The sequence below is a fragment of the Pseudomonas sp. NY15354 genome, from assembly GCF_048068075.1.
GTDB classification, from domain to species: Bacteria; Pseudomonadota; Gammaproteobacteria; order Pseudomonadales; family Pseudomonadaceae; genus Aquipseudomonas; species Aquipseudomonas guariconensis_C.
Genome location: NZ_JBLUPV010000001.1, coordinates 75129 through 100700, shown reverse-complemented (window position 1 = coordinate 100700; position 25572 = coordinate 75129). Strand labels below are relative to the sequence as shown.

The following is a 25572-nucleotide window of genomic DNA, read 5'->3' as shown; positions in this document are numbered from 1 at the left end:
GATCAGATCGCGCCGCGCTGACGCAGCACATCCAGCACCTGCTTGACGCCGTCTTCAACGCTGGTGGTCTGGGTGTCGATCACCAGGTCCGCGTCCAGCGGCACATCGTACGGGAAGCTTTCGCCCGGGATGTTGTCGCCGCCCGCAGCGTACAGGCCCTGTGGGTCGCGTTCACGACAAGCGATCGGCGAGGCCTGGACGTAGACGGTGACCAAGCGCTCCTTGCCGATCAGCGCCTTGGCCTGCTCGCGGCCTTCGGCGTCCGGGGCCACGAAAGCAGCCAGGGTCAACATGCCGGCTTCGTTGAACTGACGCGCCACGTGGGCGGCGCGACGCCAGTTCTCGGTGCGACCAGCGCGGTCCTGTGGCAGGCCTTTGTTCAGGTCATGGCGCAGGTTCTGGCCATCGAGCACATAGACCGCACGGCCCATGTCGAACAGCTTGCGTTCAACGGCATAGGCCAGGGTGCTCTTGCCCGCGCCGGAGAGGCCGCTGAACAGCACGGTGGCTGGCTGCTGGCCGAAGCGCAGGGCACGCTCTTCGGTGGAAACGTGGGCGAGCTTGCCATGCTGACCAGTGCTGCCGTGCGGCAGGACCGGCGGGGCGATGATCATGCCGGCGCCGACGGTGCCGTTGGTCAGGCGGTCGATGACGATGAACGCGCCGGTGGTGCGGTTGCTGTCATAGCCGTCCAGGGCGATGGCGGCATCCAGGCTGACCTTGACGCGACCGATCTCGTTCAGTTGCAGGGCACTGGCGGCGCCTTGCTCCAGGGTGTTCACATCGACCTTGTGGGTGATGCTGGCGATCGAGCCCGGCACGTAGCTGGTGGCGCGCTTGATGTCGTACTTCTTGCCCGGGAGCATCCGCTCCTCGGCCATCCATACCAGCATGGCGTCGAACTGGTCGGTAACCGGCGGAACGTTGTCGGCATGCACCAGCAGGTCGCCACGGGAGATGTCGATCTCGTCTTCCATGGTCAGGGTCACGGCCTGGCCAGGGCCTGCGTTTTCCAGTTCACCTTCGAAAGTGACGATGGACTTGACCCGGCTGCTCTTGCCCGACGGCAGCACGACGATTTCGTCGCCCTTGTGCACCACGCCGCTGGCGATGGTGCCGGCGAAGCCACGGAAGTTCAGGTTCGGACGGTTGACGTACTGCACCGGGAAGCGCAGGTCGGTGAAGTTGCGGTCGGCCGACACTTCGACGGTTTCAAGGATTTCCATCAGCGTCGGGCCGGCGTACCACGGCGAACGCTCGCTGTGGTTGACCACGTTATCGCCCTTGAGCGCCGACATCGGCACGAAGTGCAGGCTGCTCGGGGTCAGGTTGATGGCTTCGGCGAACTTCAGGTAGTCGGCCTTGATCGATTCGAAGACGTCCTGATCGAAGCCCTTGAGGTCCATCTTGTTGACCGCGACCACGATGTGCTTGATGCCCAGCAACGAGGCAATGTAGCTGTGGCGACGGGTCTGGGTCTGCACACCGTAGCGGGCGTCGACCAGGATGATCGCCAGGTCGCAGGTGGATGCGCCGGTGGCCATGTTGCGGGTGTACTGCTCGTGACCCGGGGTGTCGGCGATGATGAACTTGCGCTTGGCGGTGGAGAAATAGCGATAGGCGACATCGATGGTGATGCCCTGCTCACGCTCGGCCTGCAGGCCGTCGACCAGCAGGGCCAGGTCGACTTCCTCGCCGGTGGTGCCGACTTTCTTCGAGTCACGGGTGATGGCCTCGAGGTGGTCCTCGTAGATCATCTTCGAGTCATGCAGCAGGCGCCCGATCAGGGTGCTCTTGCCGTCGTCGACGTTGCCGCAGGTCAAAAAGCGCAGCAGTTCCTTGCGCTCATGCTGGGCCAGGTAGGCGAGGATGTCCTCGCTGATCAGATCAGATTGGTGCGACATGATGAAACCCTGAAATTAGAAGTAGCCTTGGCGTTTTTTGTCTTCCATCGAGCCTGCACCATCGTGGTCGATGACGCGGCCCTGGCGCTCGGACGTACGGGTCAGGAGCATTTCCTGGATGATGTCCGTCAGGGTCTCGGCTTCCGACTCGACAGCACCCGTCAACGGGTAGCAGCCGAGGGTACGGAAACGCACCTTCTTCTTGACGATGCGCGCTTTCTCTTCATCGGTGAGATGCTCGAGGATGCGCTCGTCGTCGATCATGATCAGGGTGCCGTTCTTCTCGATGACTTCACGCTCGGCGGCGAAGTACAGCGGCACGATCGGGATGCCTTCGAGGTAGATGTACTGCCAGATGTCCAGCTCGGTCCAGTTCGACAGCGGGAAGACGCGGATCGACTCACCCTTGTTGACCTTGCCGTTGTACACGTTCCACAGTTCCGGGCGCTGGTTCTTCGGGTCCCAGCGGTGCTTGCTGTCACGGAACGAGTACACACGCTCCTTGGCCCGCGATTTCTCTTCGTCGCGGCGCGCACCACCGAAGGCGGCGTCGAAGCCGTGCTTGTCCAGCGCCTGCTTCAGGCCCTGGGTCTTCATGATGTCGGTGTGCTTGGAGCTGCCATGGGTGAAGGGGTTGATGCCCTGCGCCACACCTTCAGGGTTGACGTGGGTGATCAGCTCCAGGCCCATCTCCTCGACCATCTTGTCGCGGAAGCGGTACATCTCCTGGAATTTCCACTGGGTGTCGACGTGCATCACCGGGAACGGCAGCTTGCCTGGGAAGAAGGCCTTGCGCGCCAGGTGCAGCATCACGGCGGAGTCCTTGCCGATCGAGTACAGCATCACCGGGTTGTCGAACTCGGCGGCCACCTCGCGGATGATGTGGATGCTCTCCGCCTCCAGCTGTTTCAAGTGCGTCAGTTTGTCGACCATGGCTACTCACGAAAAACGATCTTATGGACGGCCTGCGGGCCGTGTTCGAGCGAGGAACTGTATCACAGCGCCTGATTCTATTTAGGAGGCTGACTAGACCGAAAGAATCTAACGATATGACTGCGGGTTTGGGGTGAATCGAGGGCGCCAGGTCGCTCCCCTCGGGGGCGGCGATCTTCCTGTCCTTTCTCGATCTGAAGGCTTGTGCTGACGCTTGCGGGTTTACCCGCGAACACGGGCAAAGCCCGTGCCATCCACCGCGTTGCTCGCTTCGCGGGTAAACCCGCTCCCACAGGATTTGAGTCGTTCGCAGATATCGGGGCATGCAGCCCCATGCGGGAGCGGCCTCGGTCAGATCGGATTGGGGCAATCGATGAACAGGTGCTCCACCGCAAAGCGCCGCGCCAGGTAGTCGCCCAGCGCCTGCACGCCGTAACGCTCGGTGGCATGGTGCCCGGCGGCGATGAAGCTGATGCCGTTCTCCCGGGCGCTGTGGAAGGTCTGCTCGGACGCCTCGCCGCTGAGGAACAGGTCCACACCAGCCGCGATGGCGGTGTCGATGTAGCCTTGCCCGCCACCCGTGCACCAACCGACCCGGCGCACCAGTTGCTCGCCCTCGATCACCAGCGGCTCACGGCCCATCACCTCCTGCACCCTGCGGGCGAAATCGCGCGCCGACATCGGCTCGGCCAGGGAGCCCACCAGGCCGACCACCTTGGGGTTCTGCGGGTCCAGCGGGCCCTCGACGGTGATGTCCAACTGGCGGGCCAATTGCACGTTGTTGCCCACCTCAGGGTGCACATCCAGCGGCAAGTGATAGGCCAGCAGGCTGATGTCATGCTTGAGCAGGGTTTTGATACGGCGCTGCTTCATGCCCGTAATGCACGGGTTCTCGCCTTTCCAGAAGTAACCATGGTGCACCAGCACCAGGTCGGCCTCTGCCTCCACGGCCGCGTCCAGCAATGCCTGGCTGGCGGTGACGCCACTGACGATCCGGCTGACCTGCGGGCGGCCTTCGACCTGCAGGCCGTTGGGGCAGTAATCCTGGATCTTCGCGCTGCCCAGGTAGCGCTCGGCTTCCTCGACCAGAGTGTTCAGGGCGACGGCCATGGAAAATCTCCTCGAAATCTGCACGTTCGGCGGGCGCAACGCCCGTATAATGGCCGCCATTATGGGCCGTCGCCGGCTTCGGGGAAACCGGCGGCAGTCGCCCGGGGGCAAGCTCGTGGTGCTGCCATTCGCGGGTAAAGCCGCTCCCCACAGGACCTGACGCCAACCCTGTGGAAGCGGGCTTACCCGCGAACGCTGCGCCGCGGTCAAGACCGTCGCCTGATCGGCTGTTTCACGTGTATGATCGCGCGCGCTCGCACCCCTGCTGCGTAGCCAACTGGCCCCTGCCCTACTCCCAGGATTCATTCGATGCTCAAGGCTCTGCGTTATTTTGGCTGGCCCCTGCTTACCGGTGTGCTGGTCGCCCTGCTGATCATCCAGCGCTTCCCTCAGTGGGTCGGTCTGCCCAGCCAGGATGTCAACCTGCAGCAGGCCCCGCAGACCACGCGGATCGTGCAGGGCCCGGTGTCCTATGCCGACGCCGTGACCCTGGCCGCGCCAGCGGTGGCCAACCTGTACACCACCAAGGTGGTCAACAAGAGCGCCCACCCGCTGTTCGAAGACCCGCAGTTCCGCCGCTTCTTCGGTGACAACCTGCCCAAGCAGCGGCGCTGGGAGTCCAGCCTGGGGTCGGCGGTGATCATGAGCCCCGAAGGCTACCTGCTGACCAACAACCACGTGACCAGTGGCGCCGACCAGATCGTAGTGGCACTCAAGGACGGTCGCGAGACCCTGGCCCGGGTCATCGGCAGCGACCCGGAAACCGACCTCGCGGTGCTGAAGATCGACCTGAAGAAACTGCCGGCGATCACCATCGGCCGCTCCGACACTATCCACATCGGCGACGTGTCCCTGGCCATCGGCAACCCCTTCGGCGTCGGCCAGACCGTGACCATGGGCATCATCAGCGCCACCGGTCGCAACCAGCTGGGCCTGAACAACTACGAAGATTTCATCCAGACCGACGCGGCGATCAACCCCGGCAACTCCGGTGGCGCGCTGGTCGACGCCAACGGCAACCTGATCGGCATCAACACCGCGATCTTCTCCAAGTCAGGCGGCTCCCAGGGCATCGGCTTCGCCATCCCGGTCAAGCTGGCGCTGGAGGTGATGAAATCGATCGTCGAGCATGGCCAGGTCATCCGCGGCTGGCTGGGCATCGAGGTGCAGCCGCTGAGCCAGGAGCTGGCCGAATCCTACGGCATGCAGGGCCGTCCGGGCATCGTCGTGGCGGGCATCTTCCGCGATGGCCCGGCCCAACGCGCCGGCCTGCAACTGGGCGATGTGATCATGAGCATCAATGGCGAACCGGCCGGTGACGGTCGCAAGTCGATGAACCAGGTGGCGCGGATCAAGCCCAACGAGAAGATCACCATCGAGGTGATGCGCAACGGGCAACAGCTCAAGTTGATCGCTGAGGTGGGGCTGCGACCGCCACCAGCACCGGTCGCCGCCCAGGAAGAAAAGTAACGAAAGGGGCTGCCCTGCCCCTGTGAAGCGGGTTTATCGAGGTGGCGAGCCAGCGCGTCGCCTGCTTCGCGGGTCAATCGGAGCGCCGAACGGCCACTCCCACAGGTGCAGCGGTGGTCTTGAGCGCACCGCAGAACCTGTGGGCAGGGCTGCCTAGCCATCCAATGGCATCAATGCAGGATCTGGCTCAGGAACAGCTTGGTCCGATCACTGCGCGGCCGGTCGAAGAAGTCATCCGGTGCGGCCTGTTCGACGATCTCGCCCTTGTCCATGAAGATCACCCGGTTCGCCACGGTCCGGGCAAAGCCCATCTCGTGGGTCACACAAAGCATGGTCATGCCGTCTTCGGCGAGCCCCACCATGGTGTCGAGCACTTCCTTGACCATCTCCGGGTCCAGCGCCGAGGTCGGCTCGTCGAAGAGCATGATCTTGGGCTTCATGCACAGCGCCCGGGCGATCGCCACCCGCTGCTGCTGACCACCGGAGAGCTGCCCTGGGTACTTGTGCGCCTGCTCGGGAATGCGCACCCGCTCCAGGTAGTGCATGGCGATTTCCTCGGCTTTGCGCCGGGGCATCTTGCGCACCCACATCGGCGCCAGGGTGCAGTTCTCCAGGATGCTCAGGTGCGGGAACAGGTTGAAGTGCTGGAACACCATGCCCACCTCGCGGCGGATCGCCTCGATCTGCTTGAGGTCGTTAGTCAGTTCCACGCCATCGACCACGATGCGCCCCTGCTGGTGTTCCTCCAGGCGGTTGAGGCAGCGGATGGTGGTGGACTTGCCCGAGCCGGACGGGCCGCACAGCACGATACGCTCGCCCTGGCGCACATTGAGATTGATGTCCTTGAGTACGTGGAACTGCCCGTACCACTTGTTCACACCCTGCATCTGGATGATGCCTTCGGGGCCGACAGGCTGCTTGATCGCTTCACTCATTTCGAGACTCCTAACGCTTGTGGCCAGTGTCCAGCTTGCGCTCCAGGTGCATGGAGTAGCGGGACATACCGAAACAGAAAATCCAGAAGACCAGGGCGGCGAACACATAGCCCTCGGTCGCCATGCCCAGCCAAGTCGGGTCGGCCGCAGCCTGCTTGACGCTGTTGAGCAGGTCGAACAGGCCGATGATGATCACCAGGCTCGTGTCCTTGAACAGAGCAATGAAGGTGTTGACGATGCCCGGAATCACCAGCTTGAGCGCCTGGGGCAGGATCACCAGCCCCATCGACCGCCAGTAGCCCAGGCCCATGGCCGCAGCCGCCTCGTACTGGCCCTTGGGAATGGCCTGCAGGCCGCCCCGGACCACCTCGGCGATATAGGCCGACTGGAACAGGATCACCCCGATCATCGCCCGCAGCAGCTTGTCGAAGCTCATGCCTTCAGGCAGGAACAACGGCAACATCACCGAGGACATGAACAACACGGTGATCAGTGGCACGCCACGCCAGAATTCGATGAAGGTCACGCAGACCACCTTCACCGCCGGCAGGTTGGAACGCCGTCCCAGCGCCAGCAGGATGCCCAGGGGCAAAGCGCCGACGATGCCGACGGTGGCGATCACCAAGGTCAGCATCAGGCCGCCCCACTGGCTGGTCGGTACCGTGCTCAGGCCCAGGTAGCCACCGTGCAGCAACGTGTAGGCGATGATCGGGTACAGCACCAGAAAGCCCAGGCCATAAGCCACCTTGCGCGGGAAGCGCTTGATGAACAGCGGCGCGGCACCCAGCACGGCGAGCCAGACGGTCAGGTCGACCCGCCAGCGCAGTTCCACCGGGTAGTAGCCGTACATGAACTGGCCGAAGCGTTGTTGGATGAACACCCAGCAGGCGCCTTCCTTGGTGCAGTCGGCGCGGGTGGTGCCGACCCAGTTGGCATCGATGAACGCCCACTGCACCAAAGGCGGCACGATCAGCCACACCAGGTACAGGGCGAACAGCGTCAACAGGGTGTTGAGCCAACTGGAGAACAGGTTCGCGCGCATCCATGCGAGCGCGCCGACGGTCTTGACCGGTGGCGGCATGTCAGGTTTGAAAACATGGGCAGTCACTGGCGTATCCTCACCGCTCGATCAGCGCGATGCGCTTGTTGTACCAGTTCATCAGCAGCGAAATGCTGATGCTGATGGCGAGATAGACACTCATGGTGATGGCGATCACCTCGATGGCCTGACCGGTCTGGTTGAGCACGGTACCGGCGAACAGCGAGACCATCTCCGGGTAGCCGATACCGGCGGCCAGGGACGAGTTCTTCGCCAGGTTCAGGTACTGGCTGGTCAGCGGCGGCACGATCACCCGCAGCGCCTGGGGGATGATCACCTTGCGCAGGGTCGGGCCCTCGCGCAGGCCAAGAGAGCGCGCGGCTTCGGTCTGGCCATGGCTGACCGAACGGATCCCCGAACGCACGATCTCGGCGATGAACGCGGCGGTATAGATGGTCAGCGCCAAGGTCAAGGCCAGCAGCTCGGGGATCAGCACCCAGCCGCCGACGAAGTTGAAACCCTTGAGCTGCGGCACTTCCCAACTCAGCGGATTGCCGAACAGCAGCACGCACACGCCCGGTATCCCGATGAACATCAGCAGGCCCACCCAGAACTTGTGGAACGGCTCGCCGGTTTCATCGAAGCGCTTGTTGGCATGACGCACCATCAACACGATGGCGACGATCGCCAGCACCACGGCGCCCACGAACGGCCAGAAGCCCTCGGCCATGGAAGCACCGGGCATGTTCACCCCGCGGTTGCTGATGAAGAAGGTGTCCTGCAGGTTGATACTGCCCCGCGGCCCTGGCAGCGTGAGGAACACCGCGAAGTACCAGAACAGAATCTGCAGCAACGGCGGAATATTGCGGAATGTCTCCACATACACCGTCGCCAGCTTGTTGATCATCCAGTTAGGCGACAGCCGCGCCACGCCAATGATGAAGCCCAACAGCGTGGCCAGGATGATGCCGATGAAGGTGACCAACAGGGTGTTGAGCAGGCCGATGAGGAACACCCGGGCGTAGCTGTCCGACTCCACGTAGGGAATCAGGTGCTGGGCGATGCCGAAGCCTGCGCTGCGCTCGAGAAAGTCAAAGCCCGAGGTGATCCCCCGGTGTTGCAGGTTGGTCTGCGTGTTGTGGAACAGGTACCAGCCCAGCCCCACCACGAAGACCACCGTGACGATCTGGAACAGCCACGCGCGCACACGTGGATCGCTCAGGGAAAACCCCTTCTGCGCGCCAATTTGATTTTGCATGTAATGCCCCGAAAGGATGGGATCGAACAACCTGCGGCGGCGCAGTGCCGCCGCAGGTGCAACCATCAGCGCACTGGAGGCGCGTACTGGATGCCGCCGTTGTTCCACAGGGCGTTCATGCCACGATCGATCTTCAGGTCAGTGCTCTGGCCCAGGTTCTTCTCGAACACTTCGCCATAGTTACCGACCTGCTTGACGATCTGCACTACCCAGTCCTTGGGCAGCTTCAGGTCCTTGCCGTACTCGCCGTCGGCGCCGAGCAGGCGGGCGACGTCAGGGTTTTTGGTGGATTTGGCCTCAGCCTCGACATTCTTCGAGGTGATGCCTGCCTCTTCGGCGTTGAGCATGGCGAAGAGGGTCCACTTGACGATGCTGAACCACTCCTCGTCACCCTTGCGCACGACCGGGCCCAGAGGCTCCTTCGAGATGGTCTCCGGCAGCACCACGTATTCGCTTGGCGCGGCCAGCTTGGAGCGCTGGGCGAACAGCTGCGACTTGTCGGAGGTCAGCACGTCGCAACGGCCGGATTCCAGCGACTTGGCGCTTTCATCGGACGTGTCGAAGGTGATCGGGGTGTATTTCAGGCCATTGGCGCGGAAGAAGTCGGAAACGTTCAGTTCGGTAGTGGTACCGGCCTGGATGCAGATGGTCGCGCCATCGAGCTCCTTGGCGCTGGAGACGCCCAGCTTCTTGTTGACCAGGAAACCGACGCCGTCGTAGTAGGTGACGCCGGCGAACACCAGGCCCATGCCTGCATCGCGCGAACTGGTCCAGGTGGTGTTGCGCGACAGGACGTCGACTTCACCCGATTGCAGCGCCGTGAAGCGCTCTTTGGCGTTGAGTTGGCTGAACTTGACCTTGGTCGCGTCGCCGAAGACGGCGGCGGCCACGGCGCGGCACACATCGGCGTCGATACCGACGATCTTGCCGGTGCTGTCCGGTACCGAGAAGCCCGGCAGGCCGTCACTCACGCCACACTGGACGAAGCCCTTCTTCTTTACCGCATCGAGCGTAGCGCCAGCGTGGGCGAAGCTGGTGGCGCCCAGCGCAGCAGCAGCGGTCAGGACTGCCAGGGTGGTTTTCAACATCTTCATTCACAACCTCCAATCGCTCTTGTTGTATCGAGCCGGAATTGCACCGCACCCTTATGAGGCGCATCCGACCCCTTGTTGGCTTGTTATTGGGTCAATTGGCGCAATGGGCCGTTCTGTTGACAGCCTTCTATCCGCACGAAGGGGTGTTACCGTCACCGGCCATCCCCTCGCATCGATTGATTCATAGCAAAGGGCGTACCACAGTCCTGGGCTTAAGCGTTTAAGGGGTCGTCAAGCTGGAAAAGTTGTAGAGTTGCGACATCTTCTTGTGGCATTACCCATGCACGCCTTTATTTCATGCACTCGATCAGGCGCGTGCGCACACTTTCGGAGCCGTCATGACCAACCCGTTGATCCTCGAACCCCAGAACACCGCGGACGCCTGTGTGATCTGGTTGCACGGCCTGGGGGCCGACCGTTACGACTTCCTACCGGTGGCCGAAGCGTTGCAGGAACACCTGCTCAGCACCCGCTTCGTAATGCCCCAAGCGCCGACACGTCCGGTAACGATTAATGGCGGCTACGCCATGCCCAGCTGGTACGACATCAAGGCCATGACCCCTGCCCGCGCGATCGACGAAGCGCAACTGGAAGCGTCCGCCGACCAGGTGGTGGCGCTGATCGAGGCTGAACGGGCCAAGGGCATCGACCTGGCGCGGATCTTCCTGGCCGGTTTTTCCCAGGGTGGCGCGGTGGTCCTGCACACCGCCTATATAAAGTGGCAGGAAGCCCTGGGCGGCGTGCTGGCACTGTCCACCTACGCGCCCACCTTCAATGACGGCCATCAGCTCAGCGCCTGCCAGCAGCGCACCCCGGCCCTGTGTCTGCACGGGGTGCACGACCCCGTGGTGATCCCCTCCATGGGCCGCACGGCCTATGAGCACCTCAAGCAGTGGGGCGTCGAGGTGACCTGGGAGGAGTACCCGATGGAGCACGAAGTGGTGCCCCAGGAAATCAACGACATCTACAACTGGCTGGTGCGCCACCTGCGCTAGCGGTGCAATCTGCTGTAGTTGTAGGCGCACCGCACTACGCCCTGCCCGGTTCTTGCATTACACTGCCGGGCGTACATTCCTTAACCAGTTGACGAGACGATCGTGCTCAAGGCACTCAAGAAAATTTTCGCCAAGGGCGACGCCGCACCCCAGGCCACCGCGCCTGCCGCTGGCGTAATGACGCCCCCACCTGCGCCCGCGGTCGAACCGCCGGCGCCCCCAGCCTCGCCGGTCGACTCGACCGAGGCCACGCCACCTCTTCGCGACGACAAGCCCGCCAAGGACAAGCCGCGCCGCGAACGCAAACCCAAGCCCCAGGCCAGCCTGTGGAAGCCGGAAGACTTCGTGGTCGAGCCCCAGGAGGGCAAGACCCGCTTCCATGACTTCAAGCTCTCCAACGAGCTGATGCACGCCATCCACGACCTGGGCTTTCCTTATTGCACGCCGATCCAGGCCCAGGTGCTGGGTCATACCCTGCGCGGCAAGGACGCCATCGGCCGGGCCCAGACCGGCACCGGCAAGACCGCGGCGTTCCTGATCTCGATCATTTCCCAGCTGCAGCAGGTGCCGCCGCCCAAGGAACGCTACATGGGCGAGCCACGTGCGCTGATCATCGCGCCGACCCGCGAACTGGTGGTGCAGATCGCCAAGGACGCCATGGCCCTGACCAAGTACAGCGGCCTGAACGTCATGACGTTCGTTGGCGGCATGGACTTCGACAAGCAGCTCAAGGCCCTCGAAGCGCGTCATTGCGACATCCTGGTGGCCACGCCGGGCCGCCTGCTGGACTTCCACCAGCGTGGCGAAGTGCATCTGGACATGGTCGAAGTGCTGGTGCTCGACGAAGCCGACCGTATGCTCGACATGGGCTTCATCCCCCAGGTCCGGCAGATCATTCGCCAGACCCCACCCAAGAGCGAGCGTCAGACCCTGCTGTTCTCCGCCACCTTCACCGACGACGTGATGAACCTGGCCAAGCAGTGGACCACCAACCCGGCCATCGTCGAGATCGAGCCGGAGAACGTGGCGAGCGAAACGGTCGAACAGCACGTCTATGCAGTGGCCAGCAGCGACAAGTACAAGCTGCTGTACAACTTGGTCACCCAGAACAAGTGGGAACGGGTGATGGTCTTCGCCAACCGCAAGGATGAAGTGCGCCGCATCGAAGAGCGTCTGGTGCGCGACGGCATCAACGCCGCCCAGCTGTCGGGCGACGTGCCGCAACACAAGCGCATCCGCACCTTGGAGAACTTCCGCGAAGGCCGCATCGCGGTATTGGTAGCCACCGACGTGGCAGGCCGCGGCATCCACATCGACGGTATCAGCCACGTGATCAACTTCACCCTGCCGGAAGATCCGGACGACTACGTGCACCGCATCGGTCGTACTGGCCGCGCCGGCACCAGCGGCGTGTCGATCAGCTTCGCCGGCGAGGATGATGCCTACCAGCTGCCGGCCATCGAAGAGTTGCTGGGGCGCAAGATCAAGTGCGAGATGCCACCGGACGAACTGCTGGCGTCGATACCGCGCAAGCACCACTGAGCCGTGTACCTTGGGGCACCTTGTGCCCCTTCCCGAGCGGTCCGGCGCCCCGGCAGGACTGCTCCCACACGCACTGCGCCGAGCCGCAGTGCCTGTTCTCTGGCAAAGCCCTTCCTCCTCTACCCCTTTTCCGCGCTGCGCTGAACCCAACCTTTTTACGCCCGCGATATTGTCCAAATAAACAAAAAGTCCATAATGGAAAAAATAGTTTATCTGGAGCCTCGCATGACCGCGCCCCTTGTCGTCGATCAACAACACGCCCGCCAATTGCTCGCCCAGGTGGATGTTCCACACATCCTGCGCAACTTGTTCCGTGACTTGGCCAGCGGCCAGGCAGTACAACCGCCGCAACAACTGGTGGAGTTTCCGGCTGGCCGGGGCGACTTCATCAACTATGGCGGCGTGTTGGCCACGGAGCGGGTCTATGGGGTGAAAACCTCGCCCTACATCGTCCGCGACCAAGGCCCCCTGATCACCGCCTGGACCCTGCTGATGTCCATGGACAGCGGTCACCCCCTGATGCTCTGCGACGCCAGCGAACTGACCACCGCACGCACCGCCGCCACCACTGCCGTGGCCATCGACGCGCTGGCTCCAGGCCATGCCCGTCGCCTGACGGTAATCGGCAGCGGCCCGATCGCCCGCGCTCACCTGCACTACGTGCGTGACCTGCGCGACTGGCAGGACATTCGCCTGTATTCCCCCAGCCTGGGCCAGCAGAGCGCGGGGCAACGCGAACAACTGGCCGGCCTCGACAGCCGCCTGCAACTGTTGGAGAACCTCGAGCAGGCCCTGGACGATGCCGACGTGATCATGCTCTGCACCTCCTCAGCCGTGCCAGTCATCGACCCGCGCACGCTGAGCAAACCTGCGCTGATCACCTCGATCAGCACCAATGCCGTGCGCGCCCATGAAATCCCGCCAGCCTGCCTGGCCGAGATGGATGTCTACTGCGATTACCGGGTGACCACCCCCGCCAGCGCGGGCGAAATGCGCATCGCCGCCGAACAACTGGGGTGGCAGGCAGACGCCATCGTCGGCGACCTGCCGCAACTGCTCAGTGGCAAGGCCCCTGCGCCCGCCTACCAACGCCATGCTTTCTTCCGCTCAATCGGACTGGGCCTGGAGGACATTGCCCTGGCCAATGCCCTGTATCAGTTGCTGCGCGAAGCCTGAGGAGAACAGCATGCAGACTGCCGACTACATCATCGTGGGCGCGGGTATCGCCGGCGCCTCCACCGGCTACTGGCTCGCAGCCCATGGCCGCGTGCTCGTGCTCGAGCGCGAATCCCAGCCCGGCTATCATTCCACCGGCCGTTCGGCAGCGCTCTACACTGCCGCCTATGGCACGCCACAGGTACGCGCCCTGACCCTCGCCAGCCGCGCCTTTTTCGATCAGCCGCCCAGTGGTTTCGCCGAGCACCCACTGCTCACCCCGCGCGGTGAGATGACCGTGGACTTCAACGGCGACCCCGCCGAACTGCAACGCCAGTACCTCAGCGCCAAGGCCTGCGTGCCCGAGTTCGAGCTGCTCGATGCCGACCAGGCCTGCGCCCGTCTGCCGGTGCTGTGTCGAGACAAAGTCCATGGCGCCCTCTACGACCCGAGCGCCAGCGATATCGACACCGATGCCCTACACCAAGGTTACCTGCGTGGCATTCGCCGACAGCAGGGCGAGGTGCACAGCGATTGCGAGGTGCAACGTGTGGAGCGTGACGCCCAAGGGCTGTGGCAGGTGCATACCAACCACGGCAGTTTCAGCGCGCCCGTGCTGATCAATGCCGCGGGCGCCTGGGCGGACCACCTCGGGGTGCTGGCCGGTGCTCGCCCCCTCGGCCTGCAACCCAAGCGCCGCGCTGCCTTCATCTTCGCTGCCCCCGAGGGCGTCGACTGCCACCACTGGCCGATGCTGGTCAGCCTCGATGAGTCCTTCTACATGAAGCCAGATGCCGGCATGCTCCTTGGCTCCCCCGCCAATGCCGACCCGGTGGAGCCGCACGATGTACAGCCCGAAGAGCTCGACATCGCCCTGGGCATCTACCAGATCGAAGAAGCCACCACCCTGCGCATCCGCCGCCCTACCCGCACCTGGGCCGGGCTACGCAGTTTCGTTGCCGACGGCGATCTGGTCGCCGGCTTCGACCCGCAGGTACCCGGGCTGTTCTGGGTCGCGGGCCAAGGCGGCTACGGCATCCAGACCTCGCCCGCCATGGGCCAGGCCAGCGCCGCCCTGGTGCGTGGCGAGGCGCTGCCGGAACACCTGCAGGGCTTTGGCCTGACGGCCGCCATGCTGTCCCCGGCGCGCCTGTCGGGATGACGCGCCGCCGCGATTGCGGCACACTCGCAGCGCCCTAGCCGCAAGGGCGCTGACACAGCCTGGAGCCTGCCTCAATGCCATCCCCTCGCCCTGACCCGGCCCTGGACAACTACCGGGCCATCGCCGATGCCATCGCCACGTTGTTCTTCCCCCACGCCGAAGTGGTGCTGCACGACCTGCGCACCCAGAAGATCGACTACATCGCCAACAATCTGTCCAAGCGCGAGATCGGCGACCATGCGGCCCTGGAAGACATGTTCGAGCACGGCACCGATGAAACCAACATCGGCCCCTACGAAAAACTCAACTGGGACGGGCAGAAGATCCGCTCGTTGAGCACTGTGTTGCGCGATGCCGCAGGCAATCCCCTGGCGATGCTCTGCATCAACCTGAACATCTCATTGTTCGAGAACGCCAAGGCGGCGCTGGACCTGTTCCTTTCGCCCAGCCGATTGATTCCCCAACCCGACGCGCTGTTTCGCGACGACTGGCAGGAACGCATCAACACCTTCCTCAACGGCTGGCTGCGCCAACGTCAGTTGAGCCTTAATGTGCTGACCCGCGATCACAAGCGCGAGCTGGTCTTGGCCCTGCATGCCGAGGGCGCCTTCAAGGGCAAGAGCGCGGCCAACTATGTGGCCAACGTGCTGGGAATGGGACGGGCGACAGTGTACAAGCACCTGAAGGAGCTCAAGGCCTGAGCGGTTCAGGTGTCCCTTGACGATTGCCGGGGCCCGGAGCGGTCGGAAAGGGGCGCAAGGCGCCCCAGGGCTTGTTTCAGTCGCCGTAGATATCCGATTTGAAGTACTTGGCCTGGATCTTCTGGTATTCACCGTTGGCGCGGATGGCATCGATGGCGCTATTGAGCTGGCTCACCAATTCGGTGTTGCCTTTGCGCACCGCGATCCCGGCACCTTCACCGACGTACTTGGGGTCCTTCAGCTCCGGCCCTACGAAGGCATAGTCGGCGCCACGAGGCATCGACAGGAAATCCTCCAGGGGAATGGTATCGGCAAAAATGGCATCCACACGCCCGGACGCCAGGTCCATGTAGATCTCTTCATTGTTGCTGTAGCGGTTGACCTTCACCCCCTTGGGCTCGAGCACTTCGGTGGCGTAGCGGTCGGTAGTGGTGGCGCGCTGCACGCCGATGGTCTTGCCCTTGAGGCTCTGGTATTGGTCATCGACCACCGCCCCCTTCTTCATCACCAGGCGCGATGACGTGAAGTAGTACTTGTGGGTGAAGTCCACCGATTGCTTGCGCTCTTGGGTAATGGTCATCGACGACAAGGCCGCATCGATCTTCCTGACCTTCAACGAGGGGATCAGCCCGTCGAACTCGACCTCGTTCCAGACACACTTGACCTTCATCTGCGCACACAGGGCATTGCCGATCTCGTAGTCGAAGCCCACGATTTCGCCCTTGTCGTTTTTCGAAGCAAATGGCGGGTAAGCGGCCTCGATACCGATACGCAGGACGTTCTCGGCTGCGTACAGGTTGCTACCGGCCAACAGGCCCAGGGCCAGACCGCTGATCAGGGTGAGCTTTCTCATGGGGATCTCTCTCGCTCGTTATTGGAGGTGTGGTGCAAGACAGAGCAAAGGTGACAGGCGCATGGCTGCCTGGAATCATTTTGTACTTATGATTCCATACTGGACTTTTTTGTATAGAAACTCAACTACCAACCACAACGTGCAGCAAGGGCAGACGCATCCGGCCCGCCCGTCCCCCGGCAGGTTCACCAGCGACCGGCGGCATCCTGGTCGCTTTGCCGGCCTTCGACCCAACGCGGGCCATCCTGGGTGTTCTCTTTCTTCCAGAACGGTGCCCGGGTCTTGAGGTAGTCCATGATGAAATTGCAGGCATCGAACGCTGCCTGGCGGTGCGCGCTGGCCACACCGACAAAGACGATCGGCTCGCCCGGCTCCAGCGCGCCGATGCGGTGCAGTACCTCGACCTTGAGCAGTGGCCAGCGCTGCTCGGCCTCGACGACGATCTTGGCCAATGCTTTCTCGGTCATGCCCGGATAATGCTCAAGGAACATCCCCGCCACTTCACGGCCATCGTTGAAATCCCGCACATAGCCGACGAACCCCACCACCGCCCCCACACCGACGTTGGCCGCGTGCATCGCGTTGACTTCAACGCCTGGATCGAAGGCCTGCACCTGTACTCGAACACCCATCTTCAACCTCCCGTGACCGGCGGGAAGAACGCCACTTCGTCGCCCTCCTCCACCGGCTCGGCCAGCTTGCACAGATCCTGGTTGCGTGCGCACATCAGGTTCTGCTCGGCCAGCAGCTCATATTGGCCGCCCTTGGCCACCAGCGCCTGGCGCACATCGTCAAGGGTCGCGAAGGTCCCTTCGAGCGGCTCACCGTCGAGCCCCAGCAATTCACGATAACGGGCGAAATACACCACCTGAACCTTCATCACGCCTCCACCTGGTAATGGCCGCTCTTGCCGCCGACCTTCTCCAGCAGGCGCACCTGCTCGATCACCATGCCTTTGTCCACGGCCTTGCACATGTCATAGATCGTCAGCGCCGCGACACTGGCAGCGGTCAGCGCCTCCATCTCCACGCCAGTCTGCCCGGCCAGCTTGCAGCGGGCGACGATGCGCACCGCGTCAGTGCCCTCGGCGCTGAGCTCGACCTTGACGCTGGTGAGCATCAGCGGATGGCACAGCGGGATCAGGTCGCTGGTCTTCTTCGCCGCCTGGATCCCGGCGATGCGCGCCACGGCGAACACATCGCCCTTGGGATGCTCGCCATCGACGATCATCTGCAACGTCTGCGGCAACATGCGCACGCGCGCTTCGGCCACCGCCTCACGAGCGGTCACGGCCTTTTCGGTGACGTCGACCATGTTGGCGCGCCCCTGGGAATCGAGATGAGTCAGCACTGCATTGCTCCTGTGAAGGGAACAAAGAGTGTAAACCCGCAGGTCAGGTTTGAGCAGTGGTTGTGTCGCAGGCAAGCCAAACCCTTCGCGGGTAAACCAGCGAAGGGTTTGGTCCAGAGGCCGGGCGGCGAACCGCCCGGCAGGCTGCTGTTACAGGTGAGACTCGGCGTACTCGGCCAGCACCGAGCGTGGCACGCCCTGCAAGGTGATATGAACGCCGTGAGGGAAGTCCTTGAAGCGTTCGGTGAGGTAGGTCAGGCCGGAACTTGTGGCCGACAGGTAAGGGGTATCGATCTGCGCCAGGTTGCCCAGGCACACCACCTTGGACCCTGCCCCGGCACGGGTGATGATGGTTTTCATCTGGTGCGGAGTGAGGTTTTGACACTCGTCGATCAGGATCAGGCTCTGCTGGAAGCTGCGCCCGCGGATGTAGTTCAGCGACTTGAACTGCAACGGTACCCGCTCGAGGATGTACTCGACGCTGCCATGGGTGCTTTCGTCATCCATGTGCAGGGCTTCGAGGTTGTCGGTGATGGCGCCCAGCCAAGGCTCCATCTTCTCGGCCTCGGTACCTGGCAGGAAGCCGATCTCCTGGTCCAGGCCCTGCACGCTGCGGGTGGCGATGATGCGCCGGTAGCGCTTGCTGACCATGGTCTGCTCGATGGCCGCGGCGAGCGCCAGGATGGTCTTGCCGGAGCCGGCGGCACCGGTCAGGTTGACCAGATGGATATCCGGGTCGAGCAGCGCGAACAGCGCCAGGCTCTGATGGATGTCGCGCGGCTTCAGGCCCCAGGCTTCTTGGTGCAGCAGCGGTTCCTGGTGCAAGTCGAGCAGCAGCAGTTCGTCTTCGCGGATGCCTTTGATCCAGCCGACGAAGCCTTGCTCGTCGATGATGAACTCATTGACGTGCACCGCCGGCAGGTTGTCGGTCAGTTGCACCCGATGCCAGGTGCGGCCGCGCTCCTGGCGGGTCTCGACCTTGCTGACGCGATCCCAGAACGAACCGGTCACCGAGTGGTAGCCCTTGGACAGCAAGGAAACGTCATCGACCAGTTGGTCGGTGCTGTAGTCCTCGGCGGCGATGCCGCAGGCACGCGCCTTCAGGCGCATGTTGATGTCCTTGGTCACCAGCACCACATCCAGATCGGCACGGCGGGCACGCAACTCCAGGAGCTGGTTGATGATGATGTTGTCGTTGAGGGTTTCGGGCAGCAGCCGGTTCGGCTCGTTGCGTGGACTCATCAGGATCGACAGGAACCCTTTGGGCCCGCTCTTGCCGCGCTGGATCGGTACGCCCTGCTCGACATCGCTGGGCGAGGCATCGCCGAGGGTCTGGTCGATCAGGCGGATGGCCTGGCGGCATTCGGCGGCGATGGTGTGCTTGCCGGTCTTGAGCTTGTCGAGTTCCTCCAGCACCGTCATCGGAATGGCGACATGGTGCTCCTCGAAGTTGAGCAACGCGTTTGGATCGTGAATCAGGACATTGGTATCGAGCACATACAGGATTGGCTGGGTGGAGGAAGAGTTGCGTCCTTGGTCATCCATACTCGGTCACCTTATGTGAAAGCCACACGACGCGTAATGCTGCGCCGCAGAGTGACCGCCGTTCTCCCCGTATCCGCGTTGTTACGGGCGGGGAGCGCACCTGGCAAGGAGGGCCTGGATGACGCCACCTGTGCTGCAGGATTCGGCTGTCTGGTTCCTACATACCGCATTAATGATGACCAAAAAAAGTCTTTTTACGTTCCTTTGAACTTTATTTTTCCGATTGACGTTCAGGGCTTGGCTTGAGCCCGGAGCGGTACTAGAGTCAAAGATCAAGCCCCTTCATGTTGCCCATACTCCAGGCAATCTTCCCAACCGATCCCACTCTGCGCCGTATTGCGCAGCAACCAATCCACCGCCGGTTGTGCCTTGGGCAGGTTGTCGTGGAACTGGATCACCCCCTTGCGCCACAACAGCATCAGGGTCAGCACCCGATGCGCCGAGGCCTCGGCGCTGAGCGCGCCGTCGTCCTGGGCGTCGATGTCCCACAGCGAAACCTTGAGTTTCTGGCTGGCCATGAATGCCTCGCCATCGGCCCGACGCTGCCCATAGGGGGGGCGAAACAGCGGCACGTACTGCGCCGGCAGGTCGGACTGGACCCTGGCCTGGGCTCGACGCAATGACGCCTGCCAATCTTGCCACTGGGCATGGGAGCGGTACTCCCAACCCTGGATACCCACGCATTGCCCAGCATAAAGCGCCCCTACCGGTGTACTGGACGCGCGCTGCTGCAAGCGATTGCCAAGCACGAAGAACAGGCCACCGAGCTTCTGCCGGCGCAGGTAGTCGGCCAGTTCGTCAGTGGCGCCGCCCTCGGGCGTGGGGCCGCCGACGAAGGTCAGCAGGAACATCCGGTCGTTGAGCTCATCGCCCGTGCGCTCGCTGTCCGACAGGCGCTCGACCTCGCTGCTGGTCTGGGGGAACACCGCCGCCTTGCGCAGTTGCTCGTCCAGGTAACGGGTGTGGAATGCCCGGCTGGGCTCGAGCCAGCCGCTGTAGAACTCGCCCACGCTGGGGGTGAAGGTGGCGGCCAGGGTTCGCAGCTCGGCCATGGACTCCAGCGGATAGCAGAAGGACGCGTCCTGCTCGCAACTGCGTTGAGCCTGCTGGTAGTTTTCCCACAGTCGCTGCCACATGCGCGCACGCACCGCGCGAATCACCGCCAGGTTGATCTGCCGCAGTTGCAGGCGCGCCGCCAGGGCCGGCTCATCGAGCATTTCGCTCTCCTGCAGCACCTGGGCGAACGACAGGATCTCGGCGCGCGAGGCGACATCGAACAACGCTGGGCTGTCCAGTTGTTCAGGCCACAGGGTGCGGTCCAGGGTGGCCTGAGGCAAAGGGGCGGCCTGGGCGGCCACGCTCAGCAGGCCGGCCAACAGGACGAAGGCAATACGCACGATCGAGCTCTCCGCAGCATCATGACGCGCACTATAACGTGACGCTTGGCGATGGTCCGTGACTATCGTCGCGATAGTTTGGTCTTGCCGGCCTCAGCCCGTAGAATCCGCCTCGACGATTCCAGGAGCCGACCCGATGCTGACGGTGATTTCCCCCGCCAAGACCCTCGACTACGACACCCCGCCGGTGACCCAGCGCTACACCCTGCCCCAGTACCTGGACGATTCCCAGGCGCTCATCACGCAACTGCGTGAGTTCACACCGGCGCAAATCAGCGAACTGATGCACCTCTCGGACAAGCTCGCCGGCCTCAACGCCGCCCGCTTCGGCAGCTGGACCCCGGACTTCACCCCGGCCAACGCCAAGCAGGCGCTGCTGGCCTTCAAGGGTGACGTGTACACCGGGCTGGATGCCGAAAGCCTCGGCGAGGACGACTTCAGCTACGCCCAGGACCACCTGCGCATGCTGTCGGGCCTGTACGGCCTGCTGCGGCCGCTGGACCTGATGCAGCCCTACCGCCTGGAAATGGGCACCAAGCTGGCCAACGCCCGCGGCAAGGACCTTTACGCCTTCTGGGGCACGCGCATCAGCGAATGGCTGAACCAGGCCCTGGCCGAGCAGGGCGACGACGTATTGCTGAACCTGGCCAGCAACGAGTACTTCAGCGCGGTCAAGCGCAGCGCCCTGAAGGCACGGGTGATCGATGTCGACTTCAAGGACTTGAAGAACGGCCAGTACAAGATCATCAGCTTCTACGCCAAGAAAGCCCGCGGGATGATGAGCCGCTTCGTGATCCAGGAGCGCATCAACGACCCCGAACAGCTCAAGCGCTTCGATGTGCAGGGCTACTACTACAGTGCCGAGCAGTCCAAGCCAGACCACCTGGTCTTCCTGCGCGACCACCCTGGCGAATGAGACCTTCTGGACCTGCGCGCTACCGGTGACAGCAACGCTCTTGCGTTGCCTGCGCCGGCCCCTTCGCGGGTAAACCCGCTCCCACAGGTACAGCGGTGCTATTGAGAGCGCCACAGAACCCTGGGAGAACTGCGGTGCTATTGAGAGCACCACAGAACCCTGTGGGAGAACTGCGGTGCTATTGGGGGCGCCACAGACCCCTGTGGAAGAACTGCGGTGCTATTGAGAGCACCACAGAACCCTGTGGGAGAACTGCGGTGCTATTGAGGGCACCACAGAACCCTGTGGGAGAACTGCGGTGCTATTGAAAGCACCACAGAACCCTGTGGGAGAACTGCGGTGCTATTGAGAGCACCACAGAACCCTGTGGGAGAACTGCGGTGCTATTTAGAGCGCCACAGAACCCTGTGGAAGAACTGCGGTGCTATTGAGAGCACCACAGAACCCTGTGGGAGAACTGCGGTGCTATTGAGAGCACCACAGAACCCTATGGGAGAACTGCGGTGCTATTGGGGGCTCCACAGAACCCTGTGGGAGCGGGTTTACCCGCGAAGAAGACACCACTGAGCAAGGCAGTGGCTCCCCCCGTCATGTCACCGCATCCGTCAGCCCTGCAACAGGGCAGGCTTCAAATGGCCATCTCGCCATGATTCCGACGCCAAAAAAACCACACCCCTCGCTTTATTGCAAAACGCCATAAGACCGTTCGTAGTTTTTTGACGAATTTTGAAAAAAATTTTCGCATGCTGGCATATAACCATCCCGCTTCGATTTCGCCCTTTATATATAGGGGCGAAACTGTCGCGTGCCATCAGATTGAAAGTATTTGCCACTGAAAAAATATTTAGAAATCTTTCATACGTGCGAAACCCACCCCGGAACTTCTGCTACCGGCAATCGCTCATAGGACCCGTAACGATTTTCTTGCCGCTGCCGTGAGAGATGACTTACAGATGACAACCGGCCGGTAACCACTACCGGCTCCGATAACTTCGACAGACGCAACGGTATCAACCGAACGCCCTGTCCACGAAGGAGAGACGCGCCCCTACTAATCGTCCTAGTGGTTGATTTCATAGGATTTTTCCAATTGAAAGAGCAAGCACAGCAGTAGGCGTAATAGCACACTGCAATAAAGACGGCTGCATTTCAGGGCACGCCTTTTAATACTGGCCATTTAACTGCCAACTTTGAGTGCACAACTTTGCGCGCTCTGGATTTATTCATGCCTGCGTTCGGTGATATGTGCAATCGCCATGGCACCGTGCGCCTGAAAACTGCTGGTTAATCAACCCGGTCCGGCTCTTTTGCGAAGGAGCCGACGTGATAAACACACGAGGTGAATACGATGCGTATCAGCATCTTTGGTTTGGGTTATGTGGGTGCGGTCTGTGCAGGTTGCCTGTCGGCACGGGGTCACGAAGTGATTGGCGTGGACGTGTCCAAGACCAAAATCGACCTGATCAACCAGGGCAAGTCGCCCATCGTCGAGCCGGGTCTGGAACAGCTCCTGCAGCAAGGCATCGCCAACGGTCGCCTGCGTGGCACCACGGACTTCGCCGAAGCCATCCGCGCCAGCGACGTGTCGATGATCTGCGTTGGCACCCCCAGCAAGAAGAACGGCGACCTGGGCCTGGAGTACATCGAGTCGGTCTGCCGCGAAATCGGCTACGTGCTGCGTGACACCGAGCGTCGCCACACCATCGTGGTACGCAGCACCGTGCTGCCGGGCACCGTCAAGAACGTGGTCATCCCGATCCTCGAGGACTGCTCCGGGAAGAAGGCCGGCGTCGATTTCGGCGTCGCGGTCAACCCTGAGTTCCTGCGTGAAAGCACCGCCATCGCCGACTACGACCGCCCACCGATGACCGTCATCGGCGAGCTGGACAAGGCCAGCGGCGACGTGCTCCAGGCCATCTACGAGGAATTGGACGCGCCGATCATCCGCAAGCCGGTCGAAGTGGCCGAGATGATCAAGTACACCTGCAACGTCTGGCACGCCACCAAAGTCACCTTCGCCAACGAGATCGGCAACATCGCCAAGGCCGTGGGCGTCGATGGTCGCGACGTGATGGACGTGGTCTGCCAGGACAAAGTCCTGAACCTGTCGCAGTACTACATGCGCCCAGGTTTCGCCTTCGGCGGCTCGTGCCTGCCCAAGGACGTGCGTGCCCTCACCTACCGCGCCTCCAGCCTGGACGTGAAGGCCCCGCTGCTCGACTCGCTGATGCGCAGCAACGAGTCCCAGGTGCAGAACGCCTTCGACATCATCGAAAGCCACGACAAGCGCAAGGTCGCCCTGCTGGGCCTGTCCTTCAAGGCCGGCACCGACGACCTGCGCGAAAGCCCGCTGGTGGAACTGGCCGAGCGCCTGATCGGCAAAGGCTACGAGCTGAACATCTACGACCAGAACGTCCAGTACGCCCGTGTCCACGGCGCCAACAAGGACTACATCGAGTCGAAGATCCCCCACGTCTCCTCGCTGCTCAATGACGATCTGCAGCATGTCATCGACAACGCCGACGTGATCATCCTGGGCAACCGCGACGAGAAGTTCCGCGCCCTCGCCCAGCAGGCGCCGGCAGGCAAGCAGGTGATCGACCTGGTCGGCTTCATGACCAAGACGACCTGCAACACCAGCCGCACCGAAGGCATCTGCTGGTAACCCCCGGCCGGGCAGCGGGCGACCGCTGCCCTTCCCCCTGATTCGCGCGACGGATGCTGAACATGCAAAGACTCCAGACAGTGCTGCTGCAGTGCGCCGGATGGCTGCTCTACGTGAGCCTGCTCATGTTGATCGCCCTGGCCCTGCCCAGCGACATCTTCGACTCGCAGTCGAAGCACTTCATCTTCCTGGTCGGCGCGGTCGGCATCTGGCGCTACTCCATGGGCGCCACCCACTTCATCCGTGGCATGGTGTTCCTCTACGGCGTCTATCCCTACCTGCGCCGTAAAGTGCGCAAGCTGGGCAAGGCCGCCGACCCGTCCCACGTGTACCTGATGGTCACCAGTTTTCGCATCGAGGCCCTGACCACCGCGCAGGTGTACAGCTCGGTGATCCGCGAGGCGATCGAATGCGGCTACCCCACCACCGTGGTCTGCTCGCTGGTGGAGATGTCCGACGAGCTGCTGGTCAAGAGCCTGTGGGCCAAGTACAACCCGCCCGCCCACGTCAACCTGGACTTCGTGCGCATCGCCGGCACCGGCAAGCGCGATGGCCTGGCCTATGGCTTCCGGGCCATCTCGCGGATGATGCCGGACGAGCATGCCGTGGTGGCAGTGATCGACGGTGACACCGTGCTCGGCGAAGGCGTGGTGCGCAAGACCGTGCCGTGGTTCAAGCTGTTCCCCAATGTCGGTGGCCTGACCACCAACGAATTCTGCGAAGTGCGCGGCGGCTACATCATGAGCGAGTGGCACAAGCTGCGCTTCGCCCAGCGCCACATCAACATGTGCTCCATGGCCCTGTCCAAACGCGTGCTGACCATGACCGGGCGCATGTCGATGTTCCGGGCAAGCGTGGTGACCGACCCCGAGTTCATCGCCGACGTGGAAAGCGACTCGCTGCACCACTGGCGCCTGGGCCGCTTCAAGTTCCTCACCGGGGACGACAAGTCCAGCTGGTTCAGCCTGATGCGCCTGGGCTACGACACCTTCTACGTGCCGGATGCGGCCATCAACACGGTCGAGCACCCACCGGAGAAGAGCTTCATCAAGGCCAGCCGCAAGCTGATGTACCGCTGGTACGGCAACAACCTGCGGCAGAACTCCCGCGCCTTGGGCCTGGGCCTTAAGCGCCTGGGGCTGTTCACCAGCATCGTCCTGCTCGACCAGCGCGTGTCCATGTGGACCAGCCTGCTGGGCCTGACCGTGGCGGTGATCGCCAGCCTCAAGTTCGGCCTGGGTTTCCTGCTGGTGTACCTGCTGTGGATCGGCATCACCCGCCTGATCCTCACCATCATGCTGCTGTGCTCGGGCCACAACGTGGGGCCGGCCTACCCGCTGATTCTCTATTACAACCAGATCGTCGGCGCGCTGATGAAGATCTACGTGTTCTTCCGCCTCGACAAGCAGTCCTGGACCCGCCAGCCGACTGCCCTCAAGCGTGACCTCGAAAGCTTTCAACAATGGTTCAACACCTGGTCTTCACGGACCATGACCTTCTCGGCAGCCAGCATCTTCGTCGCTGTGCTGTTCATGGTCGTGTGAGCCC

22 protein-coding genes are annotated in these 25572 nt (G+C 62.7%); 9 read left to right on the top strand and 13 right to left on the bottom strand.

What is annotated here, in order from left to right; all coding sequences use genetic code 11:
* Positions 1–2: 2 nt before the first annotated feature.
* The 3 genes from cysN to ACNFCH_RS00445 all read right to left on the bottom strand — a co-directional run bounded on the left by cysN (position 3) and on the right by ACNFCH_RS00445 (position 3947).
* Complete coding sequence (gene cysN, locus ACNFCH_RS00455) at positions 3–1904, bottom strand: sulfate adenylyltransferase subunit CysN (protein WP_416742078.1); 1902 nt, start codon at positions 1902–1904, stop codon at positions 3–5.
* 15 nt (positions 1905–1919) lie between these two features.
* Positions 1920–2837 carry a sulfate adenylyltransferase subunit CysD gene (cysD, locus tag ACNFCH_RS00450; RefSeq protein WP_023378799.1) on the bottom strand — a complete coding sequence of 306 codons (918 nt, stop codon included), beginning with the start codon at positions 2835–2837 and terminating at the stop codon, positions 1920–1922.
* A 351-nt stretch (positions 2838–3188) separates the two neighbouring features.
* Complete coding sequence (locus tag ACNFCH_RS00445) at positions 3189–3947, bottom strand: Nif3-like dinuclear metal center hexameric protein (protein ID WP_070576226.1); 759 nt, start codon at positions 3945–3947, stop codon at positions 3189–3191.
* A 309-nt stretch (positions 3948–4256) separates the two neighbouring features.
* On the opposite strand from ACNFCH_RS00445, the gene algW reads away from it, so the two are divergent.
* Positions 4257–5417, top strand: coding sequence for a Do family serine endopeptidase AlgW (gene algW / locus ACNFCH_RS00440; protein WP_196163028.1), 1161 nt, complete (start codon positions 4257–4259; stop codon positions 5415–5417).
* Between the two features lie 170 nt (positions 5418–5587).
* Here algW and ACNFCH_RS00435 read toward each other — a convergent pair whose 3' ends face one another.
* The 4 genes from ACNFCH_RS00435 to ACNFCH_RS00420 all read right to left on the bottom strand — a co-directional run bounded on the left by ACNFCH_RS00435 (position 5588) and on the right by ACNFCH_RS00420 (position 9743).
* The gene (locus ACNFCH_RS00435; protein ID WP_043207442.1) at positions 5588–6352 is read right to left on the bottom strand and encodes an amino acid ABC transporter ATP-binding protein; all 765 of its coding nucleotides are present in this window, start codon (positions 6350–6352) and stop codon (positions 5588–5590) included.
* A 10-nt stretch (positions 6353–6362) separates the two neighbouring features.
* Positions 6363–7460, bottom strand: a complete 1098-nt coding sequence (locus ACNFCH_RS00430) for an amino acid ABC transporter permease (protein WP_337158558.1) — start codon at positions 7458–7460, stop codon at positions 6363–6365.
* Positions 7461–7470: 10 nt separating this feature from the next.
* Complete coding sequence (locus tag ACNFCH_RS00425; RefSeq protein ID WP_196163026.1) at positions 7471–8649, bottom strand: amino acid ABC transporter permease; 1179 nt, start codon at positions 8647–8649, stop codon at positions 7471–7473.
* Positions 8650–8714: 65 nt separating this feature from the next.
* Positions 8715–9743: an amino acid ABC transporter substrate-binding protein gene (locus ACNFCH_RS00420; protein WP_043207439.1), complete on the bottom strand. Its 1029-nt coding sequence runs from the start codon at positions 9741–9743 to the stop codon at positions 8715–8717.
* Between the two features lie 338 nt (positions 9744–10081).
* Here ACNFCH_RS00420 and ACNFCH_RS00415 point away from each other — a divergent pair, with 338 nt between their 5' ends.
* The 5 genes from ACNFCH_RS00415 to ACNFCH_RS00395 all read left to right on the top strand — a co-directional run bounded on the left by ACNFCH_RS00415 (position 10082) and on the right by ACNFCH_RS00395 (position 15298).
* A complete protein-coding gene (locus ACNFCH_RS00415) occupies positions 10082–10738 on the top strand; it encodes an alpha/beta hydrolase (protein WP_070092314.1) in 657 nt (218 codons plus the stop codon).
* Positions 10739–10840: 102 nt separating this feature from the next.
* Positions 10841–12280: an ATP-dependent RNA helicase RhlB gene (rhlB, locus tag ACNFCH_RS00410; protein WP_337158557.1), complete on the top strand. Its 1440-nt coding sequence runs from the start codon at positions 10841–10843 to the stop codon at positions 12278–12280.
* 225 nt (positions 12281–12505) lie between these two features.
* Positions 12506–13456, top strand: coding sequence for an ornithine cyclodeaminase family protein (locus ACNFCH_RS00405; protein WP_416742077.1), 951 nt, complete (start codon positions 12506–12508; stop codon positions 13454–13456).
* Between the two features lie 10 nt (positions 13457–13466).
* Positions 13467–14597, top strand: coding sequence for an NAD(P)/FAD-dependent oxidoreductase (locus ACNFCH_RS00400; RefSeq protein WP_416742076.1), 1131 nt, complete (start codon positions 13467–13469; stop codon positions 14595–14597).
* A 74-nt stretch (positions 14598–14671) separates the two neighbouring features.
* Positions 14672–15298: a helix-turn-helix transcriptional regulator gene (locus ACNFCH_RS00395; protein ID WP_337158554.1), complete on the top strand. Its 627-nt coding sequence runs from the start codon at positions 14672–14674 to the stop codon at positions 15296–15298.
* 76 nt (positions 15299–15374) lie between these two features.
* On the opposite strand, the gene ACNFCH_RS00390 is transcribed toward ACNFCH_RS00395, so the two are convergent.
* From ACNFCH_RS00390 to ACNFCH_RS00365, 6 genes are all read right to left on the bottom strand, one after another.
* Positions 15375–16151 carry an ABC transporter substrate-binding protein gene (locus ACNFCH_RS00390; RefSeq protein WP_337158553.1) on the bottom strand — a complete coding sequence of 259 codons (777 nt, stop codon included), beginning with the start codon at positions 16149–16151 and terminating at the stop codon, positions 15375–15377.
* A gap of 185 nt (positions 16152–16336) precedes the next feature.
* On the bottom strand, positions 16337–16783 hold the full coding sequence (moaE, locus tag ACNFCH_RS00385; RefSeq protein WP_337158552.1) for a molybdopterin synthase catalytic subunit MoaE: 447 nt from the start codon (positions 16781–16783) through the stop codon (positions 16337–16339).
* Between the two features lie 2 nt (positions 16784–16785).
* Positions 16786–17031, bottom strand: a complete 246-nt coding sequence (locus tag ACNFCH_RS00380; RefSeq protein ID WP_337158609.1) for a MoaD/ThiS family protein — start codon at positions 17029–17031, stop codon at positions 16786–16788.
* Entirely contained in the window at positions 17031–17501 is a 471-nt protein-coding gene (gene moaC / locus ACNFCH_RS00375; RefSeq protein ID WP_070092306.1) for a cyclic pyranopterin monophosphate synthase MoaC, read from the bottom strand. Before moaC ends, ACNFCH_RS00380 begins: the two co-directional genes overlap by 1 nt.
* Positions 17502–17651: 150 nt before the next feature.
* Positions 17652–19046: a PhoH family protein gene (locus tag ACNFCH_RS00370; protein ID WP_337158551.1), complete on the bottom strand. Its 1395-nt coding sequence runs from the start codon at positions 19044–19046 to the stop codon at positions 17652–17654.
* Positions 19047–19318: 272 nt separating this feature from the next.
* Positions 19319–20443 (bottom strand): polysaccharide deacetylase family protein, encoded by a 1125-nt coding sequence (locus ACNFCH_RS00365; protein WP_337158550.1) that lies wholly within the window; start codon positions 20441–20443, stop codon positions 19319–19321.
* Between the two features lie 136 nt (positions 20444–20579).
* Here ACNFCH_RS00365 and yaaA point away from each other — a divergent pair, with 136 nt between their 5' ends.
* From yaaA to ACNFCH_RS00350, 3 genes are all read left to right on the top strand, one after another.
* On the top strand, positions 20580–21359 hold the full coding sequence (yaaA, locus tag ACNFCH_RS00360) for a peroxide stress protein YaaA (protein WP_337158549.1): 780 nt from the start codon (positions 20580–20582) through the stop codon (positions 21357–21359).
* Between the two features lie 1348 nt (positions 21360–22707).
* Positions 22708–24024 (top strand): UDP-glucose/GDP-mannose dehydrogenase family protein, encoded by a 1317-nt coding sequence (locus ACNFCH_RS00355; protein WP_337158548.1) that lies wholly within the window; start codon positions 22708–22710, stop codon positions 24022–24024.
* 62 nt (positions 24025–24086) lie between these two features.
* Complete coding sequence (locus ACNFCH_RS00350) at positions 24087–25568, top strand: glycosyltransferase family 2 protein (protein WP_196163017.1); 1482 nt, start codon at positions 24087–24089, stop codon at positions 25566–25568.
* Positions 25569–25572 lie beyond the last annotated feature (4 nt).

Coding starts and splice junctions, on each gene's coding strand:
- cysN (WP_416742078.1), bottom strand. CDS start 1,904: ATGTCGCACCAATCTGATCTGATCAGCGAGGACATCCTCGCCTACCTG.
- cysD (WP_023378799.1), bottom strand. CDS start 2,837: ATGGTCGACAAACTGACGCACTTGAAACAGCTGGAGGCGGAGAGCATC.
- ACNFCH_RS00445 (WP_070576226.1), bottom strand. CDS start 3,947: ATGGCCGTCGCCCTGAACACTCTGGTCGAGGAAGCCGAGCGCTACCTG.
- algW (WP_196163028.1), top strand. CDS start 4,257: ATGCTCAAGGCTCTGCGTTATTTTGGCTGGCCCCTGCTTACCGGTGTG.
- ACNFCH_RS00435 (WP_043207442.1), bottom strand. CDS start 6,352: ATGAGTGAAGCGATCAAGCAGCCTGTCGGCCCCGAAGGCATCATCCAG.
- ACNFCH_RS00425 (WP_196163026.1), bottom strand. CDS start 8,649: ATGCAAAATCAAATTGGCGCGCAGAAGGGGTTTTCCCTGAGCGATCCA.
- ACNFCH_RS00420 (WP_043207439.1), bottom strand. CDS start 9,743: ATGAAGATGTTGAAAACCACCCTGGCAGTCCTGACCGCTGCTGCTGCG.
- ACNFCH_RS00415 (WP_070092314.1), top strand. CDS start 10,082: ATGACCAACCCGTTGATCCTCGAACCCCAGAACACCGCGGACGCCTGT.
- ACNFCH_RS00405 (WP_416742077.1), top strand. CDS start 12,506: ATGACCGCGCCCCTTGTCGTCGATCAACAACACGCCCGCCAATTGCTC.
- ACNFCH_RS00400 (WP_416742076.1), top strand. CDS start 13,467: ATGCAGACTGCCGACTACATCATCGTGGGCGCGGGTATCGCCGGCGCC.
- ACNFCH_RS00395 (WP_337158554.1), top strand. CDS start 14,672: ATGCCATCCCCTCGCCCTGACCCGGCCCTGGACAACTACCGGGCCATC.
- ACNFCH_RS00390 (WP_337158553.1), bottom strand. CDS start 16,151: ATGAGAAAGCTCACCCTGATCAGCGGTCTGGCCCTGGGCCTGTTGGCC.
- moaE (WP_337158552.1), bottom strand. CDS start 16,783: ATGGGTGTTCGAGTACAGGTGCAGGCCTTCGATCCAGGCGTTGAAGTC.
- ACNFCH_RS00380 (WP_337158609.1), bottom strand. CDS start 17,031: ATGAAGGTTCAGGTGGTGTATTTCGCCCGTTATCGTGAATTGCTGGGG.
- ACNFCH_RS00370 (WP_337158551.1), bottom strand. CDS start 19,046: ATGGATGACCAAGGACGCAACTCTTCCTCCACCCAGCCAATCCTGTAT.
- yaaA (WP_337158549.1), top strand. CDS start 20,580: ATGCTGACGGTGATTTCCCCCGCCAAGACCCTCGACTACGACACCCCG.
- ACNFCH_RS00355 (WP_337158548.1), top strand. CDS start 22,708: ATGCGTATCAGCATCTTTGGTTTGGGTTATGTGGGTGCGGTCTGTGCA.
- ACNFCH_RS00350 (WP_196163017.1), top strand. CDS start 24,087: ATGCAAAGACTCCAGACAGTGCTGCTGCAGTGCGCCGGATGGCTGCTC.